Annotated in this window: 20 protein-coding genes and 1 pseudogene; 5 read left to right on the top strand and 16 right to left on the bottom strand. The window is 31.6% G+C overall.

Going from position 1 to position 16,469, the window contains the following annotated elements:
• Nucleotides 1–19 precede the first annotated feature (19 nt).
• Genes MOV50_RS09380 through MOV50_RS09370 form a run of 3 tightly spaced genes read left to right on the top strand, consistent with a single transcriptional unit; the run spans nt 20 to nt 1,133 of the window.
• Nucleotides 20–409 carry a chaperone NapD gene (locus tag MOV50_RS09380; RefSeq protein ID WP_321777646.1) on the top strand — a complete coding sequence of 130 codons (390 nt, stop codon included), beginning with the start codon at nt 20–22 and terminating at the stop codon, nt 407–409.
• A 2-nt stretch (nt 410–411) separates the two neighbouring features.
• The gene (locus tag MOV50_RS09375) at nt 412–702 is read left to right on the top strand and encodes a hypothetical protein (RefSeq protein ID WP_321777645.1); all 291 of its coding nucleotides are present in this window, start codon (nt 412–414) and stop codon (nt 700–702) included.
• On the top strand, nt 702–1,133 hold the full coding sequence (locus MOV50_RS09370) for a hypothetical protein (RefSeq protein ID WP_321777644.1): 432 nt from the start codon (nt 702–704) through the stop codon (nt 1,131–1,133). The genes MOV50_RS09375 and MOV50_RS09370 overlap by 1 nt, the downstream gene beginning before the upstream one ends.
• On the opposite strand, the gene MOV50_RS09365 is transcribed toward MOV50_RS09370, so the two are convergent.
• From MOV50_RS09365 to surE, 16 genes are read right to left on the bottom strand one after another with little or no spacing between them, the layout of a single operon-like run.
• Nucleotides 1,102–2,325: an aminopeptidase P N-terminal domain-containing protein gene (locus tag MOV50_RS09365; protein WP_321777643.1), complete on the bottom strand. Its 1,224-nt coding sequence runs from the start codon at nt 2,323–2,325 to the stop codon at nt 1,102–1,104. The genes MOV50_RS09370 and MOV50_RS09365 overlap by 32 nt on opposite strands.
• Entirely contained in the window at nt 2,322–2,924 is a 603-nt protein-coding gene (locus MOV50_RS09360) for an ABC-type transport auxiliary lipoprotein family protein (RefSeq protein ID WP_321777642.1), read from the bottom strand. Before MOV50_RS09360 ends, MOV50_RS09365 begins: the two co-directional genes overlap by 4 nt.
• Nucleotides 2,924–3,886, bottom strand: coding sequence for an MlaD family protein (locus MOV50_RS09355; protein ID WP_321777641.1), 963 nt, complete (start codon nt 3,884–3,886; stop codon nt 2,924–2,926). Before MOV50_RS09355 ends, MOV50_RS09360 begins: the two co-directional genes overlap by 1 nt.
• Entirely contained in the window at nt 3,883–4,626 is a 744-nt protein-coding gene (locus MOV50_RS09350) for an ABC transporter ATP-binding protein (RefSeq protein ID WP_321777640.1), read from the bottom strand. Before MOV50_RS09350 ends, MOV50_RS09355 begins: the two co-directional genes overlap by 4 nt.
• Nucleotides 4,626–5,720 carry an MlaE family lipid ABC transporter permease subunit gene (locus MOV50_RS09345; protein ID WP_415846382.1) on the bottom strand — a complete coding sequence of 365 codons (1,095 nt, stop codon included), beginning with the start codon at nt 5,718–5,720 and terminating at the stop codon, nt 4,626–4,628. Before MOV50_RS09345 ends, MOV50_RS09350 begins: the two co-directional genes overlap by 1 nt.
• 11 nt (nt 5,721–5,731) lie before the next feature.
• Nucleotides 5,732–6,226, bottom strand: a complete 495-nt coding sequence (locus MOV50_RS09340; RefSeq protein ID WP_321777638.1) for a chemotaxis protein CheW — start codon at nt 6,224–6,226, stop codon at nt 5,732–5,734.
• Complete coding sequence (locus MOV50_RS09335) at nt 6,223–8,589, bottom strand: chemotaxis protein CheW (RefSeq protein ID WP_321777637.1); 2,367 nt, start codon at nt 8,587–8,589, stop codon at nt 6,223–6,225. Before MOV50_RS09335 ends, MOV50_RS09340 begins: the two co-directional genes overlap by 4 nt.
• 2 nt (nt 8,590–8,591) lie before the next feature.
• A complete protein-coding gene (locus tag MOV50_RS09330) occupies nt 8,592–9,536 on the bottom strand; it encodes a chemotaxis protein CheV (protein WP_321777636.1) in 945 nt (314 codons plus the stop codon).
• A gap of 12 nt (nt 9,537–9,548) precedes the next feature.
• Nucleotides 9,549–10,280 (bottom strand): UDP-2,3-diacylglucosamine diphosphatase, encoded by a 732-nt coding sequence (locus MOV50_RS09325; protein WP_321777635.1) that lies wholly within the window; start codon nt 10,278–10,280, stop codon nt 9,549–9,551.
• Nucleotides 10,270–11,274: an N-acetyl-gamma-glutamyl-phosphate reductase gene (argC, locus tag MOV50_RS09320; protein ID WP_321777634.1), complete on the bottom strand. Its 1,005-nt coding sequence runs from the start codon at nt 11,272–11,274 to the stop codon at nt 10,270–10,272. Before argC ends, MOV50_RS09325 begins: the two co-directional genes overlap by 11 nt.
• Nucleotides 11,261–11,758: a transcription elongation factor GreA gene (gene greA, locus MOV50_RS09315; RefSeq protein WP_321777633.1), complete on the bottom strand. Its 498-nt coding sequence runs from the start codon at nt 11,756–11,758 to the stop codon at nt 11,261–11,263. The genes argC and greA overlap by 14 nt, the downstream gene beginning before the upstream one ends.
• Before the next feature lie 59 nt (nt 11,759–11,817).
• Nucleotides 11,818–12,057 carry a thiamine biosynthesis protein ThiF gene (locus MOV50_RS09310; protein ID WP_321777632.1) on the bottom strand — a complete coding sequence of 80 codons (240 nt, stop codon included), beginning with the start codon at nt 12,055–12,057 and terminating at the stop codon, nt 11,818–11,820.
• Complete coding sequence (locus tag MOV50_RS09305; RefSeq protein ID WP_321777631.1) at nt 12,041–12,421, bottom strand: hypothetical protein; 381 nt, start codon at nt 12,419–12,421, stop codon at nt 12,041–12,043. The genes MOV50_RS09310 and MOV50_RS09305 overlap by 17 nt, the downstream gene beginning before the upstream one ends.
• Before the next feature lie 9 nt (nt 12,422–12,430).
• Nucleotides 12,431–13,330 carry a hypothetical protein gene (locus MOV50_RS09300; protein WP_321777630.1) on the bottom strand — a complete coding sequence of 300 codons (900 nt, stop codon included), beginning with the start codon at nt 13,328–13,330 and terminating at the stop codon, nt 12,431–12,433.
• A gap of 3 nt (nt 13,331–13,333) precedes the next feature.
• Nucleotides 13,334–13,975: a ThiF family adenylyltransferase gene (locus MOV50_RS09295; protein ID WP_321777629.1), complete on the bottom strand. Its 642-nt coding sequence runs from the start codon at nt 13,973–13,975 to the stop codon at nt 13,334–13,336.
• Between the two features lies 1 nt (nt 13,976).
• A complete protein-coding gene (surE, locus tag MOV50_RS09290; protein ID WP_321777628.1) occupies nt 13,977–14,762 on the bottom strand; it encodes a 5'/3'-nucleotidase SurE in 786 nt (261 codons plus the stop codon).
• 92 nt (nt 14,763–14,854) lie between these two features.
• Between surE and MOV50_RS09285 the strand changes: the two genes are divergently transcribed.
• Together MOV50_RS09285 and MOV50_RS09280 are read left to right on the top strand one after the other, a co-directional pair.
• Nucleotides 14,855–15,403: a hypothetical protein gene (locus MOV50_RS09285; protein WP_321777627.1), complete on the top strand. Its 549-nt coding sequence runs from the start codon at nt 14,855–14,857 to the stop codon at nt 15,401–15,403.
• Nucleotides 15,404–15,427: 24 nt separating this feature from the next.
• Nucleotides 15,428–16,457: pseudogene (locus MOV50_RS09280) on the top strand (methyl-accepting chemotaxis protein); the annotation flags it as partial.
• Between the last annotated feature and the right edge of the window lie 12 nt (nt 16,458–16,469).

The raw sequence follows: 16,469 nt of genomic DNA, 5'->3' as shown, positions 1-16,469 counted from the left end.
ATAAAGAAGGATTTTATAAATGAACATTTCAAGTATAGTAGTTAAGACATTACCAAAATTTTTAGATAAAGTTGTACAAAGCTTAAAAGATTGTGAAGCATGTGATTACCACATGCATGATGAAGAAGGTCGTATAATCATAACATTAGAAGGTTCAGGGGTAGAAGAAGAGTTGAAAAAACTCAGAGTTGTTGAAGCAATTCCTCATGTTATTACAGCAGATATGCAAATGGCATATAGTGAAGATGAGTTAAATGCGCACATGGAAGTTTTAGCAAATGCTGATGTTGTTCCTAAGATGCTAAATGATGAAGACTTAGATCCAAAAGACATTGTATATAATGGTGACTTAAAGAAAAAAGATTTAGAAGGTTTTGCTAGACGCTTTGATGAAACAGGTAAAAAATAAATATGAGCCTAATATTTGAATCAAAAATAAAAGTAGATGAAAGTAAAAATTGGTTCATAGAACTCACTGATACTTCAGATGGAAGAGTTGAAATCTGTAAAAATATGGATGAATATAAAGAAAAGTTTGAAAAACTAGGTGAGGATTATGGCGGAAATGTTGATGAAGTAAAATGGAGTCAAGATGAAAATGTTCCTCCGCATCATATAGACGAGATAAGACAAGAGATGGCAAAACTTCAAATGGAAGTCGAAGAAAAAACAGGCAGACCACTAATAGAAGAAGATAAATAGTGGAAGCAAAAGCAATAGTAACAGACACTTATCTAGACCCCATAGAAATATCTTCTCATCTTAAAAATGTAGATTATATTATCATGGCAGCAGATGCACCTTCGCACTTTAAAGATACCCCTATTCACTTTACTATATTTTTAAATACCTCTGAGAAATTTCCAAAAGATGTTCAAGAAGCTATTTTAGATAAATTTTTAGATGAACAAGGTATAGATAAACCAGCTGAACTTATGAGCCAGTTAATGCCAGTAGGTTTTGGTAAAAGTTCTCAAGATACTCCTATGCCACTACTTTTAGTAAGACCACAAGACCAACAAAGCATACCTTATGAAGTTATGTTTGTTATGGATTTTTTAGCAGATTCAGATAATTTTTTTGAAGCAAAAAATGAAAATCTTACGGGCTGGTCTTATACTTATACCCCATAGACTCAATCTCATAAATACTTTTGACAATTTTAGAAGATAGATTTTTATAACTTTTTTTAGTTACTAAAATATCATCTTCTATTCTGATACCTATACCACGGAATCTTTTGGGAACCGTTTTATCATCTTTTGAGATGTAGATACCTGGTTCTATTGTCAAAACCATACCTTTTTGCAGTTTTATTTCTTTATCATTTTCATCTTTATATGGAGCATCATCATGAACATCTAAACCCATCCAATGTCCTATTCCATGAGGATAATACTTTTTATGTTGTTTGTTTTTTATAAGTTTTTTGTAGTTTCCATTTAATATACCAAGTTTCACAAGACCTTTTGTCAAATAAATTTCTGCTTTTTGTTGAAGCTTTGTTCTTTTTATATTTGGTTTAATCATCTTAATTATTTTTTTATTTACTTGCAGAACTAAATTGTATAACTCTTTTTGTGCTTGAGTAAACTTGCCATTTACAGGGATAACTCTTGTTATATCACTTGCATAATATTCATATTCGCATCCAGCATCTATAAGTATTAAATCTCCATCTATTAAAATATCTTTATTATCTATATAATGAAGAATATTTGCATTATCCCCAGATGCTACAATTGAAGTATAAGCATCACTATATGAGCCATATTTTTTAAATATATATTCTATCTCTGATTGAAGCTCATATTCATATTTAGAAGTTTTGTCAAAACTAATAACTCCATGATGAGCTTTTTTAGTTATGTTTATCGCTTTTTTTATTAAGTTGATTTCTGCTTTTGATTTTATCAATCTCATTTGTGCAACTACTTTAAAAGCATTTTTATCTATTTTATATTTTTTCTTTAACTCTTTTTTTAATTTTTTAAACTTACCGCTTAGTATTACTTTATCAACTGAAAATCTTTTTTTAGCCTCTTTTTTTCCAAGTCTTTTTCCATGCCAAAGTTCATCTTGAGATTCCTTCTTTTTAACAAAAAGAAAAGACTTTGTTTTATAATTTTTTTTAACAAATATCAAATAACTATTATCTTCTTTAAAACCTGTTAGATAATAAAAATTACTATCTTGTCTATATGGATACTGGGTATCATTTGAACGAGTTTTTGCTTTAGCACTTGAAAAAATAGCTATTGTGTTATTTTTTAATTTTTTTAAAAATCTATTTCTTCGTTTTTTATACTCATGTTCTTGTATCACTCACAAACCTTATTTAAGAAGTTTATACTTTTAGTTAGTACCTCTCTAAGTACAATCTCAAATGCTTTTACCCCACCTTTGGCATCTAAAGAATCAACTTTATTTTTAGATTTAAAACTAGAAGTAGCTAGTACCTCACTTGTTTTTGAATCTATAACTGTTATGCTTATCGCAACATTAACATAAGATTTAGTAGAATCATTTGTAAAATACTGCATAAAATCTTCTATATTTATCTCTAATATCAAGTCACTTTTACTTCTTGATTTTGAAGTTTGAGTGTTTTTAAATAGATTTGATTCCCGTAAAACTTTCACTACTTGAGAGGTAATTTCTTGATTTACAGAGTTATTCCACTGTGCCTGAGAGTATGAATATATTTTATGTTTATTTTGAACATAATTCATTTTAAGCGACATCAAAGAACTTGAACTAAAAGCCTGTGATACTTTTAAAGATTTTTCTTTACAACCGTTACTTAAATCATCTATTTGTTCTAGTGATTTAACAGACAACTTATACTCAGCAACAGGTGGTTCTATAGTCGTACAACCTGTTAAAACAGCTAAACCTAATGCTATTAAAAATATTTTTATCATCAGTTTTCTCCTGGACCTTTTTTAATTTTTTCTTGTTTAAACAATATATCTCCGGGGCTTCTTTCATACTGATTTAATGCATTTTCTATACTTATCATTAAATGTTGCATCTCTATAAGAGTATTGTTCATTGTTGGGATTACATCACCTGCAATTTCCTTAATGTTAAACTCTCCACTTGCAATAGCTCTTTTTATCTCATCCATCGATAAGGTTATGCCAATATAACTAATCATTATAGAACTAAGAGATTTTGAAATACTATCTTCCCATGCAACACTCTGGTCTATAAATTTATCTATTTTAGGCATCATTTCGTCAAACTTTTTTGTTAGCTTATTAAAGTTATGTATAGATGCGTGCATATCTTTTATAGCTTTATCATCTAAAAGTTTTTCCATCTGCTTCATAAAAGTGGCAGATGACTTTAAAATAATAGATATTTGATGTTGATTTTCTTCATTTAAAAGTTCAGAAGTTCTGGAGAGGGTTTTTGATAGTTTTGTGCTTACTGTACCCAATGATTTTTCAAAACGCTCAAAAAAGGAAGCTTCTGTTTTAATAATTGGATATTCATCTCCCTCTTTAACTTTTAATGCTGGACCTCCATTTACCCCTAAACTAAGATTTATATAACTAAGTCCTGTAATCCCTTGAGATGTAAGTTTTGCAACTGTCGTTTCTTTAATCGGTGTTGTTTTAAGTATACTTATTAAAACTTCTACTTGTTCTGAGTTTTTAGGATTTATTCTAAGTCTACTAACTTTGCCAACATTTATACCTCTATATTTTACAGCAGCATCTACATTTAAGCCTAGTACGGACTCATTAAAATGTATATTATATTTTGTAGTTTCATGTTCTGGCGATGGTTTTAAAAGCCAATAAGTAAAAGCTAACATCAAAGCAACTCCAGATAAAACCATAAAACCTACAAGCGTATAATTTACTCTATTGTTCATGTTAAATTTACTCCCTTAAAAAATGTTTGTATAAATTCACTTTTAGTATTTTTTATATTATTTAAAGTCCCCTCATAAACAATCTTTTTTTCATCAATAATTGCAACGCGGTCAAGTGTATCATAAATTGATTGTAAATCATGTGAAACCATTACTATTGTCAAGCCTAATAACTCTCTAAGTTTTAAAATCAAACTATCAAAATCTCTTGCTGAAATAGGGTCTAATCCACTTGTAGGCTCATCTAAAAAAAGAAGTTTTGGATCCATTGACAAAGCTCTTGCAAGAGCAGCTTTTTTTTTCATACCACCACTTATTTGAGATGGAAATAACACAGCATCTGCTGATTTCAATCCAACAAGATTTATCTTAAACTCTACTATTTCATCTATCATCTTTTGTGAAAGGTCAGTATATTCCACTAATGGTAGTGCGATGTTATCTTTTAAAGATAAAGAAGAAAAAAGAGCACCAGCTTGAAATAAAACACCCCACTTTCGTCTTAATTCTTGCGCCTCATTATGCCTAATAGATTCTATATCGTGTCCAAGAATACTTATAGAACCACCATGAAAATTTTGTAACATTACCATCTCTCTAAGAAGTGTAGTCTTACCACAACCTGATGGTCCTAAAAGTCCATAAATTTCACCTTCATTTATCTCTAAATTTACTCCATCATGCACTACTCTTTCATCAAAAATAGTTTTTACATCTCTCACTTTTATAAGCGTAGCCATTATATTCCCATATTTGTAAACATTATTGAAAAAATTGCGTCACATACTATAACTGCAAAGATAGACTCAACAACACTTTTTGTTGTGTTAAAACCTATACTTTGAGTATCATCTTTTACCATTAAACCTCTATATACACCAATAGATGCTATAAGAAAAGCGAAAAATGGACCTTTAAATATACCGATAAAAAAGTGCTTAGCTGCAACAACCTCGTTAAATCTTTCCACAAAAAGTGTAGGAGCTATGTCTAGATCTATATATGCAACAAGTACTCCACCAAATACACCCATAATATCCGCAACAAAAATTAAAATAGGCATAGTTATCATCAAAGCTATTATACGAGGCATAACGAGAAATATATAAGGGTCAAAACCCATTGTTTTCATAGCATCTAATTCTTGGGTAATCTTCATTGCTCCTATTTGAGCTGTAAACGCTGAACCACTTCTTCCTGCAATTACAATAGCAGTCATTAACGGTGCTAACTCACGAAGGATTGAGATGCCAAGCATATCCACTATAAATATATTTGCTCCATATATCTTTAGTTGAAATGCAGATTGATAGGCCACAACCAAACCTATTAAAAAACTTGTTAAAGCAATAATTCCCAACGCTCTTATAGCACTTTCATTCATCTCAAAAGCTATCTCTTTATATCTAATATTTTTTACAGATTTAAGGTAATAAACTTTAGTTGCAAATAATTTGCCAAGAAAAGTCATAAAGGCTAAAAAACCTATATAATAATCATGTGTTGTTTTTCCAATTGCATATATGAGTGTTTTTTCTTTTTCGTAAGGAAGTTTTTGTGAAGTTTTTTGTGAAGTTTTTACTAACTCTAAAGTATCTAAGATATCTTTATTTTGAGTGAGTATATTACTAGAAATATCTCTGTAATTGAAATCTTTTATAAGTGAATTTATAAATATACTTGCTGCTGTATCAAAGTATGTTACATCTTCTAAGTCAAATTCAACCTTGTCAACATTTAAAAAGTCTAGTTTTGCTATTTCTTCTTTATAAGTATTTACACTATAAAGAGTAAACTCTCCTGAGAATTTCAAGGAGAGTTTATTGTCTTTTATAAAAGAGTTAATTAAAAATCTCTCTCTAAGAGTTTTTTAACTTTTAATATAGTTATGATTTTATCTTCTTGCTTACCAACACCATCAATCATAGTATCATTACCATTGAGAGTATCAGGAGCAGGACTAATATCTGTCTTTTTAAGTCTTATAGCCATTGTTAATCTATCTATAACAAATCCTGCAACATCATCTCCATCTTTCATGACCATAAATCTAGTTTCATCATTATGTTTTTGTTCAGTTAAACCAAACTTCAAACGAAGGTCAATCAAAGGAATAACTGCGCCCCGAAGGTTAAAGACACCCATGACATATTTTGGAACTTGAGGAACTCTTGTCCATGAAAAAGGTTTTATAATTTCTTGAATTGAAAGAATTGGAATCGCGTATTCTTCCTCACCAATAATAAATCCAACTAGTTGAACTATGTCATCTGATTGATCAAGCGACACATTTTGTTGTTCAGCTTGTTTACTAATAATTTCTTTTAATTTATCACTCATGATAAGAACTCCGATTTAAAGTTAACATTTCTTTGAACTACACTAGATAAGTAGTCAGCAGAGTATGGTTTAGTAATATACTCAACCATACCAGACTCAACGCCTCTCATACGATCAGATTTTCCTGTACGAGAAGTAACTGCAATTAGAGGTAAGTTTTTGTATCTATTGTATTTCTTAATCTCTGTTGCTAGTGTATAACCGTCCATTCTTGGCATCTCTATATCCACAAGCATTCCGTCAAAGTTATAATCACCTTGCTTTAAAATATTTAAGGCTTCTTGACCATCAGAAGCTTCAACTATTGTCATACCTGTTGCTTCAAGTGATTTTTTCATAATCATTCTGTCAGTTTTTGAATCATCAACTATCATGATTGTATAATCACTCGCTTTAGTTTTTTCTGTATTAGCTTGCGCGACACTTGATGAAGATTCAACCATCGCAGTTGCTTTTACATTTTTTGCCATATCCATCAACGCTACAACATCAACGATTAGCGTCACACCACCATCTCCACGGATCGTAGCTCCAGCAACACCTTCGATGCCTTTTAAATACTCTCCAAGAGATTTGATAACTATCTCTTCTTGACCAACAAGAGAGTCAACGATAAGTCCAAGTTTTTGAGCACCAAGACCTAAAACAACTACATATGCATGTTCATTTGGGTCTAAGATTCTCTCAACTTCAAAAATATCACCAATATGAACTAAAGATAGAACTTCTTCTCTCAGTCGCATAACTGAACGACCTTCAACAGTATAAATCTCTTCTTTTGAAATTCTAACAGTTTCTAAAACAGAAGATAATGGAATCGCATAATACTCTTCTTGAACGGCAACTAAAAGTGCTTGAATAATTGCAAGAGTTAGAGGAATTTTTAGTTTTATAGAACTTCCCTGCCCTTTTTCACTTTCAATATCGATAATACCATTTACTTTTTCTATGTTTGTTTTTACAACATCCATACCAACGCCACGACCTGAAACATTTGTTACAGATGCAGCAGTAGAAAAACCAGCTCTCATTATAAGACCAAAAGCCTCTTTATCGCTCATGCTATCAGCTTCTTTCTCACTGATAACACCATTTTCTAAAGCTTTATTTTTCAGAATTTCTACATCAAGACCTTTTCCATCATCATCTATTTGAATAACGATTTGATTACCTTCATTGTAAGCTTTTAAAGAGATGATACCTACTTCTGGTTTTCCAGCAGCAACACGAACCTCTGGTATTTCTATACCATGGTCACAAGAGTTTCTAATAATGTGAACTAATGGATCGCCAATCTCTTCGACGATTGATTTATCTAACTCTGTTTCTTCGCCATCTATCTCTAGTTCTATTTTCTTATTTAACTCTCTTGTTAAATCACGAATCATTCTTGGGAACTTGTTAAACACTTTTCCAATAGGTAACATTCTTGTTTTCATAACCGCAATTTGAAGGTCTGTTGTAACAAGAGAAACAATCGATACTACTTGATTTAATTCTTCTAAAAATTCTTCACCCTCATAGCGTTCTTCAACATCATCATTTATCTTAATAAGTCTATTTTTAGCAAGAACAAGTTCACCAATAAGATTCATAAGATGATCAAGTCTTTTTACATCAACACGAATAGTCTGCTCAACTGCGGCTGGTGTTCTTTTTGCAGGAGCAGCCGCTTTTACCTCTTTAGGTTCTTCTTTTTTTGGTGCTGGGGCAACAGGTGGTGGTGGCGGTGGTGGCGGTGTCGCTGCCTTCTCTGCATCTGGTTCAGGTGGAGCTTCAGGAACACTCTCTCCTGCTGCTATTTTAGCTGCTCTTTTTGCCTTATCTGCATCTTGTCTTTCGTTAAGAAGTCTTTGTATTTCAGCCTCTACATCATCATCTGACATATTGTCGTAGTCTAACTCATCTTCTTCTTGCTCAACTTCTTTTACCTCTTCTTCAACTGGAACAGAAGCTTCTGGAGTTTCTATTTCTTCGCTTCCACTAGAAATTTTATCAAGTCTAGCAACACAGGCAGAAACATCAACCCCAGCATCTCCACTAGTATCACGAATGATATTTAAAAGTGCTTTCATTAAGTCAATGGACTCTAAGACAACATCCATAATATCTGGCGTTATTATCAAATCACCATGTCTTGCTTGATTTAGTACATCTTCCATATGATGTGTAAGGTGAGTTAAAACATCAAAATTTAAAAATGATGAAGCTCCCTTTACTGTATGTGCAACGCGAAAGATTCCATTTAAAAGTTCTAAGTCTTCTGGTGTGTTTTCTAACTCAACCAAATCTTCATCTAATTTTTCGACAAGTTCAAATGACTCAATTAAAAAATCCTGCAGTATCTCTTGAAATTCATCCATATTTATACTCCTTGCTTTGTATGTGCACGAACAACTCGTGCAACTTCATCATAAAATGAGCTTGCTTCAAACTTAACTAAGTATGCTTCAGCCCCTGCTTCTTTACCTCTAATCTCACTAAAATGATCACTAATAGATGAGTTAAAAACTATTGGAATTTTCTCAAATCTTTCATCTTCTTTTACATTTGCAGCAAAATGAAAACCATCCATTCTTGGCATCTCAACATCAGAGATTATGATTTTTAACTGATTAGAAATTGCATCGCCATAAGTTTTATATAGGTCATTTAATTTTTCTAAACCTTCTTCTCCATCTCCAGCTTCAATGACATTAAAGCCCATTTTTCCTAAAGCTTCTTTGACAATTTTTCTAGCTGTAACACTGTCATCTAAAACAAGTGCTAAACCAGAAAAATCTTCCATACTATCTGGAATATTTTCAACATCTGGCTCATATAGTCCAAGCTCTTGAACTATACTTTCTAAGTCTAGTATAAGAAGTACATTATCGCCTTCTATTTTAGTAACACCAGTGATTTTACTTCCATCTATTGAAGCACTAACAAAAGTAGCTGGTTCTATATCACCCCAGTTAATTCTTCTTATTCTTTTTGCTTCATGAACAACAAAACCAATAAGAACATTGTTAAACTCTGTAATAATAACTCTGACTTTTTTCTTTTTGATTTCAGGTTCTTTAATTCCCATCCATTTAGCAAGGTTTACAACAGGTATAACGACATCTCTTAAATCAAATATACCTTCTATATATTCAGGCGTACTTGGGAGTTCCGTTAGTTTTGGTAGTCTAATGATTTCGCGTACTTTTGAAACATTTATACCATATATACCCTCATAAATTTCGCCATCTTCATCTTTCATTATGCGAAAGTCAACAAGCTCCATTTCATTAGAGCCAACTTTGAGCGAATCATTTATATGCATATCTCAAATCTCCTATTTTTTATATGAAATTTCTTCTAATAATTTAACATCTTTGAATGATTTTACAATAAAATATCTTTGATTGCAAGCAAAAGCAGCTAAGTTTATATATGTGAAATTTTCAAATTCTAAAGTTTTGTTTTGATGAAAATGCCCTTCGATAAAATAGTTACAAGAATATTTAGATGCAAGTCTATTTTGTATAAATTTTCTAAAACCAATAAACTCTTTGCAATCCTCTTTTTCTCCCAAATAATCATCTAACTTTTTTATGATTTTATGTCCTGATATTAAATCTAAAATATTTAAAAAAGAAGTAACAAAAGAGTTTCTAACCACAGAAGTATAAACTTTGTAAAGTAAAGGACTCTGTATATCTCCATGAGCAAGTAATACTTTTTTATCTTCAAAGAACATAGATATTGGTTGAGCATCTATACTAAATACTTTAGCATCTGGAAATATTTTACTTAGATTAAAATCATGGTTACCCTCTATATAAACTAATTCTATCTTTTTTGAGATTTGATTTATAATATCTATGACTTGGGCGTTTATTTTATGTGTATATGGAATATTGTCAAAAAGAGTATCAAATATATCACCCATAAAAATGAGCTGTGAAGGAGAAAAGTTATCTGTGTTAATATCTTGTAAAAAGTTTAAAAGTTCTGGACGACGATGAGAGTAGTGTGCATCTGAAATGATAAAGGCACCCTCTTTTAACTCTAGGTTATGGGACATAAGCTATATTTGGTATCCCATCTTTTTGACATAAGCCCATCATGATATTAGCATTTACAACCGCTTGAGAAGATGCTCCTCTCATAAGGTTATCAATTGCACTAGATATAAAAAGAATATTACCTTTTTGCTTTACATAAAGGTCACAAAAGTTAGTTCCAGCAACATTTTTAACATCAACTGGTTTTTGGCTCACTCTCACAAAAGGTTCTTTTTCGTAATACTCTTTTAAAACTTCAAAAGCATCAAAATTTTCACTCACTTGAATATATATAGAAGAGAGCATCCCGCGAGTTAATGGAATAAGATGAGGAACAAAATTTACCTCATCAAATGAAACTCCAAGTTTAACAGCAATTTCAGGAGCATGTCTATGCATAAGAGGATTGTATGCAAAAAGGTTATCATTTACATTTACAAAGTGAGTGATTTCGCTTAATTTTTTTCCTGCACCGCTTACCCCTGTTTTAGCATCTATGATGATAGGAGTATTTGGAACTCTTTTATCCATAAACGGAAGCAAAGCTAAAAGTGCTGATGTTGGAAAACACCCTGGATTTGCCACAAGTTTAGCAGACTTTAACTCATCTCTAAACATCTCTGGAAGTCCATAAACAACATGCTCTAAGTTCTTAGCATCTGTATGAGGTGTATAAAATTCTTCATAAAGCTCTTGAGGAAGTCTATAATCAGCCGACAAATCAACCACTTTCACATCTTTAGCCATCAATTCTTTTACATATTCCATCGCTGTTTTATGTGGAAGTGCTAAAAATACTAACTCACAACACAAAGCACATTCATCAACATTAGCTTTTTGCACTTCCATCTCACATACACCATTTAAAGATGGATGTAGTTTGTTTATAGTTGTGTTACCTTCTGAATTTGCTACATAATTTAACTTAAAAGTTGGATGATTTATAAGCATCTTAACAAGTTCTAATCCTGTGTAACCACTTGCCCCGATTACTCCTACATTAATTGCACTCAAAAACTATCTCCTGATATTTCACTTCTTCTATCTCATACTCTTTTTCGCCACCAGGAAGTTTAACTTTTACCTCATCACCTTCTTCTCTGCCTAGAAGTTGTTTTGCTAAGGGTGAACCAAAAGAGATAAGTCCATTATCTGGATTAGACTCGCAACCACCAACTATTGTATAAGTCAAGGTTTCATCTGTATCCATATCTGTCATAACAATAGTAGATCCAAAGCTAATTTTTGCATGTTCTAACTCACTTGGATCAACTATTTTTGCACAACCAATAATCCCTGCAAGATCTGCTAAACGCCCATCTGTAATTCGCTGTTGTTCTTTAGCTGCATGATACTCAGCATTTTCTTTTAAATCACCATGTTCTAGTGCAACTTCTATATCTTTAACTGTTTGTGGTCTAACAACTTCTTTTAAATTCTTCACTTCTGCTTGTAGTTTTTCATAACCAAAAAGTGTCATCGGCTCTATTCTTTGCATAATTTATTCTCTTGTAATATTTATTTTTATAATTATAGCGAAATCTAAGCTTTGCCTAGTTAAACCCTACTCATCAAAGACAAATCAAACTCTATAACTTCATCTTCGCATTTTATGATAACTATACATGCTTTTTTACTTATGCTTATTGGTTTTTTTATGCCTTGTAAAAGTATGCGTGACTCTTCACTTTGTGGGTCGTATGCGGTTAAAACTCCATTTTGTACTATGAACTCTCGTCCGCCTCCACAACCATCACCTATGATACCCATGCAAAAAAGTTTAAAACCAGCCATCATCTTCACACTCCTCTTTTGCCTCTTTTAAAAACTCTAGATGCTCAGTTGAGTTTTTATCAAGAATTTTATACTCATCAAATACATAGTTTTTAAATATTTTCTCATCTAAACATTTGCAAAGTTTAGTGTCATTTGAGTCTTTACATGTTGAAATCATCTCTTGTTTCTGTGAATCTTCCCAACCATAGTAACTTTTATAGTACGGGTAAAGTACCCAAATAGCAAAACCAATAGTTAGTACAATATTTACTATATATTCTCTCTTTTTTGTTTCAAAATATTTTTTTACATCATAAGATATAAGAATAAGAAACACTATCTCTAAACCTATATTGAACCAGTCACTATCTAAAAAATCAAACAAATGCTTCCTTTACCACTTTAAATTTGGACGAAACATTATTTGATGATTGTCTATACCTTCATCTACTAACTTGCCTTTATATTTTGCACCGCTATTATATAGATAACCAAGTCCCAAACCAAAACTAACCTTTTTTCCCCAACTCAGAGGCCATTTTTTCTCTAACATGAGTTCTGCTTCTGTAAGGTTAAAAGTATCTGCACTCACAGCTATCATAGTTGAAAAGGCACTGTTATATATAAAAGACCAAACACTTTTTTTATAGTCTATACTACTTCGTCTTGCACCTATATAGATATTATTTACAAAGTTTTTATTTTCATGGATTCTTGTTCCTACTCTAAAACTCCAGTCTAAATCTTTGTCTTTTTTATCTCTTGTACCTTTTAGTTTAAACTCAATGTTATACCATCTGTCATAATGAGCAACATTATCTTTTATACTATAATCACCAATACTTACAAGTGTCCCCATATAAGCTCTGTTTTTCCCAATATTATCATCTTTATTATTTTTAAAAACCATCATTCTTCCCACAAAAAATGACAAAGCATAAGGCTCTTCAAAGCCAGCCGTTAGTGCTTTAGCCCAGTTAAACTCTTGGATTTTTGATCTGTTATACATATCTTCATGGTTTTGTCTAAAGTAAAGTCCACCGATGCCCATTGGATGCAGGGATGCTTCAAGTAAAAATATGTTTGGCTTAAAAGTGTTTTTTAGTAAATTTGTATAAATTTGTGTTTCACTGTAAGAAGTAGCATCTGTAATGTTAGCATCTCTATCTAAGTCTATAAAAGCTGAAACATTTGAATAGTAAATATCAGTTTCATAATCATACTCAACTGCGTCATCTCCAAGCAAAGAAGAGTAGATGCCACATAGCAAGAATAGACCTAAAAAACTTTTCATTACCTACCCCTTTAACAACTTTTTCACTGCTTCACTACACATCATAAGACCAAAGGTAGCAGTCACACCCATAAAACTACCTTTTTCTTTTACTCTTGCTTCCTCAGAAGAAAAAATAACTTTAAACTTTTTCTTAAAACCTCTTTTTCTAAGTTCATATCGGATTTTAGAACCAAATCTATCTCCGTAAGTTTTCCAAATATCATCAACTTTAACTTGCGCGGCATCTATGCGTTTTGCACCACCAAAAGAAGAGATTAGTTTTTTATGGCACTTTTGAGCGATGGCAAGTTTAGCCCTTGTATCATCTATGGCATCTAGAACTAAGTCATACTCATCAAAGTCAAAATCCCATACCCACTCTTCATCTATGCGTTTGTTTATGATTTTAACTTGTGGGTAATGTTTTTTTAAAGCCTCAACTTTAAGCTCATCTTCATGAAGTTCTGACCACATTTGGCGGTTTTGATTTGAGTCATCATAAGTATCAAAATCAACGATAGTAACATCAGTGATTCCGCTTCGCATTAAACAATCAAGACAAAAACTCCCTACTCCACCAACTCCTAAGAGTATGATTTTTGCATTTTGAAGTTTTGAAAAATCATCTTCAAAAAGAAGTTTTAGTCTATCTTCTTTAGCCATTTTACTCTATCCAACTTTTAAGATTTTTTATACTTTTATACGCACTCAAATCAAGCTGAATAGGAGTTATAGATATTTTACCTGCTTGAACAGCCTCATAATCACTAACTTCTTCAACACCATCTCTTGGAGCAAAATCAAGTGGATGTAATCCTAACCAGTAATATTCTTCGCCTCTTGGATTTCTATGAACATGAGAATCATTTGCGTAAAATCTATAACCTGCATAAGTTACTTGCATCTGTGCTTCTTCAATATCTGCTGGTATATTTACATTTAAAAACTCTCTTTTTGGTAAAGGAAAAGAACCATTTTTAATCTTTAAAACAAGTTTTTTTATAGTTTTCATTGCAAGAGTAAAATCTCCATCAGGATTTGTAAAGTCCATCACTTGAGAGATGGCGATAGAAGGAACATCATGTAAAACACCCTCCATCGCCCCTGCTGCAGTTCCACTATAAGTTATATCTTCTCCCATATTTGAGCCACGATTTATACCACTTACGAGAAGGTCAGGCTTTTCATGTTCAAAAAGTGTACTTAGCGATAGATAGACACAATCACTAGGAGTTCCATCATCGAGTTTATAAAAATCATCATCAACACTCACAAAACGAAGTGGTCGAACTAAAGTAAGAGAATGTCCACAAGCAGACTTCTCATTTGCAGGGGCAACAACAGTAACTTCAACGCCATCTAGCTCTTTTAAAGCCTGCACTAAACAAAGCAAACCTTTTGCCTCGTAACCATCATCATTTGTCACTAAAATTTTATATTTTTTTTTCATAAGAGTATTTTATACAAAAAGCTCTTTAAACTTTATAATTTACTTTTTTTTCCGATATATAAGTTACATAACACAGATACAAAGGATAAATTATGACTGCTTATGGACTAGATGCATATCGCTCACACGACTTAAATATACAAATGAGAACTTCTAGCGGAGATATTATTAAAATGGATTTTGCAAATGAGCAGTCTATGTCTTATAAAAACCAAAAAGATGAAAATGGTTCAAGTACTTCAATGAGTTTTTCATCTATGCAATCATTTCAATTTTCAATCGAAACTAATGGCATAGATGCACAAGATAAAAAAGAGATAGAAGCTTTTATGAAGATTGCTCAACCTTTTATAGACTCATTTTTAAAAGAACTCAAAGATGTTGCTCCTAAGTCACCTGTGACAGAACTAGCGCATACAATAGCTGCTATTTTTGAACCAAATAAAGAAAGAAGTGAAGAAGTAAAAAATCATATAAAAACAAACATAGTTGAAATGTTTGATAATTCTATGAAAAAACTAACTATCCCAGAGAGTTCTGAAAAAATAAATATCATGGATAAAATCTTTGAAGATGCTAAAAAATTACTAGAAAAAACTTTAGAAGAGTTTGATGAATTTAACAAAAGATTATATGCTTAGGAACAAAATATGCTTTAATATAATATGAAAATTATTATATTTATAGCTATATTTGTTGTCTCGATTTTTGCTTCATCAATCGAGCAAAATTATAAACAACTAAATGATGAAATAGATAAAATCTCTTTAAACCTTTCTGCTGAAGAAAAAGTATCACTCTACTTTCTTGTTCTCTCAACACATGAAAATATTACAACTGCCCTTTCTCTTGATGAAACAAAAATCTTATCTTTAGAATCTTTAAAAGATAAAACACTAGAAACCTTTACACTTTTACATCAAAGTAACTCAAACATAGATGCTTCGCAGATTCAAAAGATGAAAAAGTTATATACTAAAATGACAAAAGCTGGAAAGCTACTCATACAACAAAACGCTAAACCTATAAAAAAAGAAATTATCTACAAAGAAAAAATCATCTATAAAGATAAAGTTGTTGAAAAATCATCTGTGATAAAAAGTGTAATTTTTACAGTTGTAGGTGTAGTTTTAGGACTACTTTTAGGTTTTATATTTTTTAGAAAAACTGCTGTAAAAGAACTCCAAAAAATTGAAGTTAAAAATATTCCAGAGGTTAAAGAAAAAGAAGTGAAAGTTGAAAAAGAGAAAGAACCTATAATCATAAAAAAATTACAAATTCATAACAAAACACTTGAGATGAAAACTAAATCATTTAGTGATGAAAATAATATTTTAATCAACAAATACAAAGAGTTACAAAGTTCTCATGATGTTACAATAGTTGAATTAAATGAAAAAATAAAATATGTTAAAGAAGAAAAAGATACCTTAATTACTCAGATGCAAGAATATCAAAACACACAAGATTCTAAAAACGAAAAAAAAGAGAAACTTGACGATAAACTAGATACTTTAAGTTACCAAAGTCAAGATATTTATAAAGTTCTTGATACCATAGCAGATATAGCCGATTTAACAAATCTACTCGCTCTAAATGCCGCCATAGAAGCAGCGAGGGCAGGAGAACATGGAAGGGGTTTTGCAGTAGTAGCAGATGAAGTTAGAAAATTAGCAGAGAGAACTCAAAAAGCACTCTCTCTTGCTA

The organism is Sulfurimonas sp., from assembly GCF_029027585.1.
GTDB lineage: Bacteria > Campylobacterota > Campylobacteria > Campylobacterales > Sulfurimonadaceae > Sulfurimonas.
The sequence above is the reverse complement of the archived record's forward strand: the minus strand, read 5'-3'. Positions and strand labels throughout refer to the sequence as shown.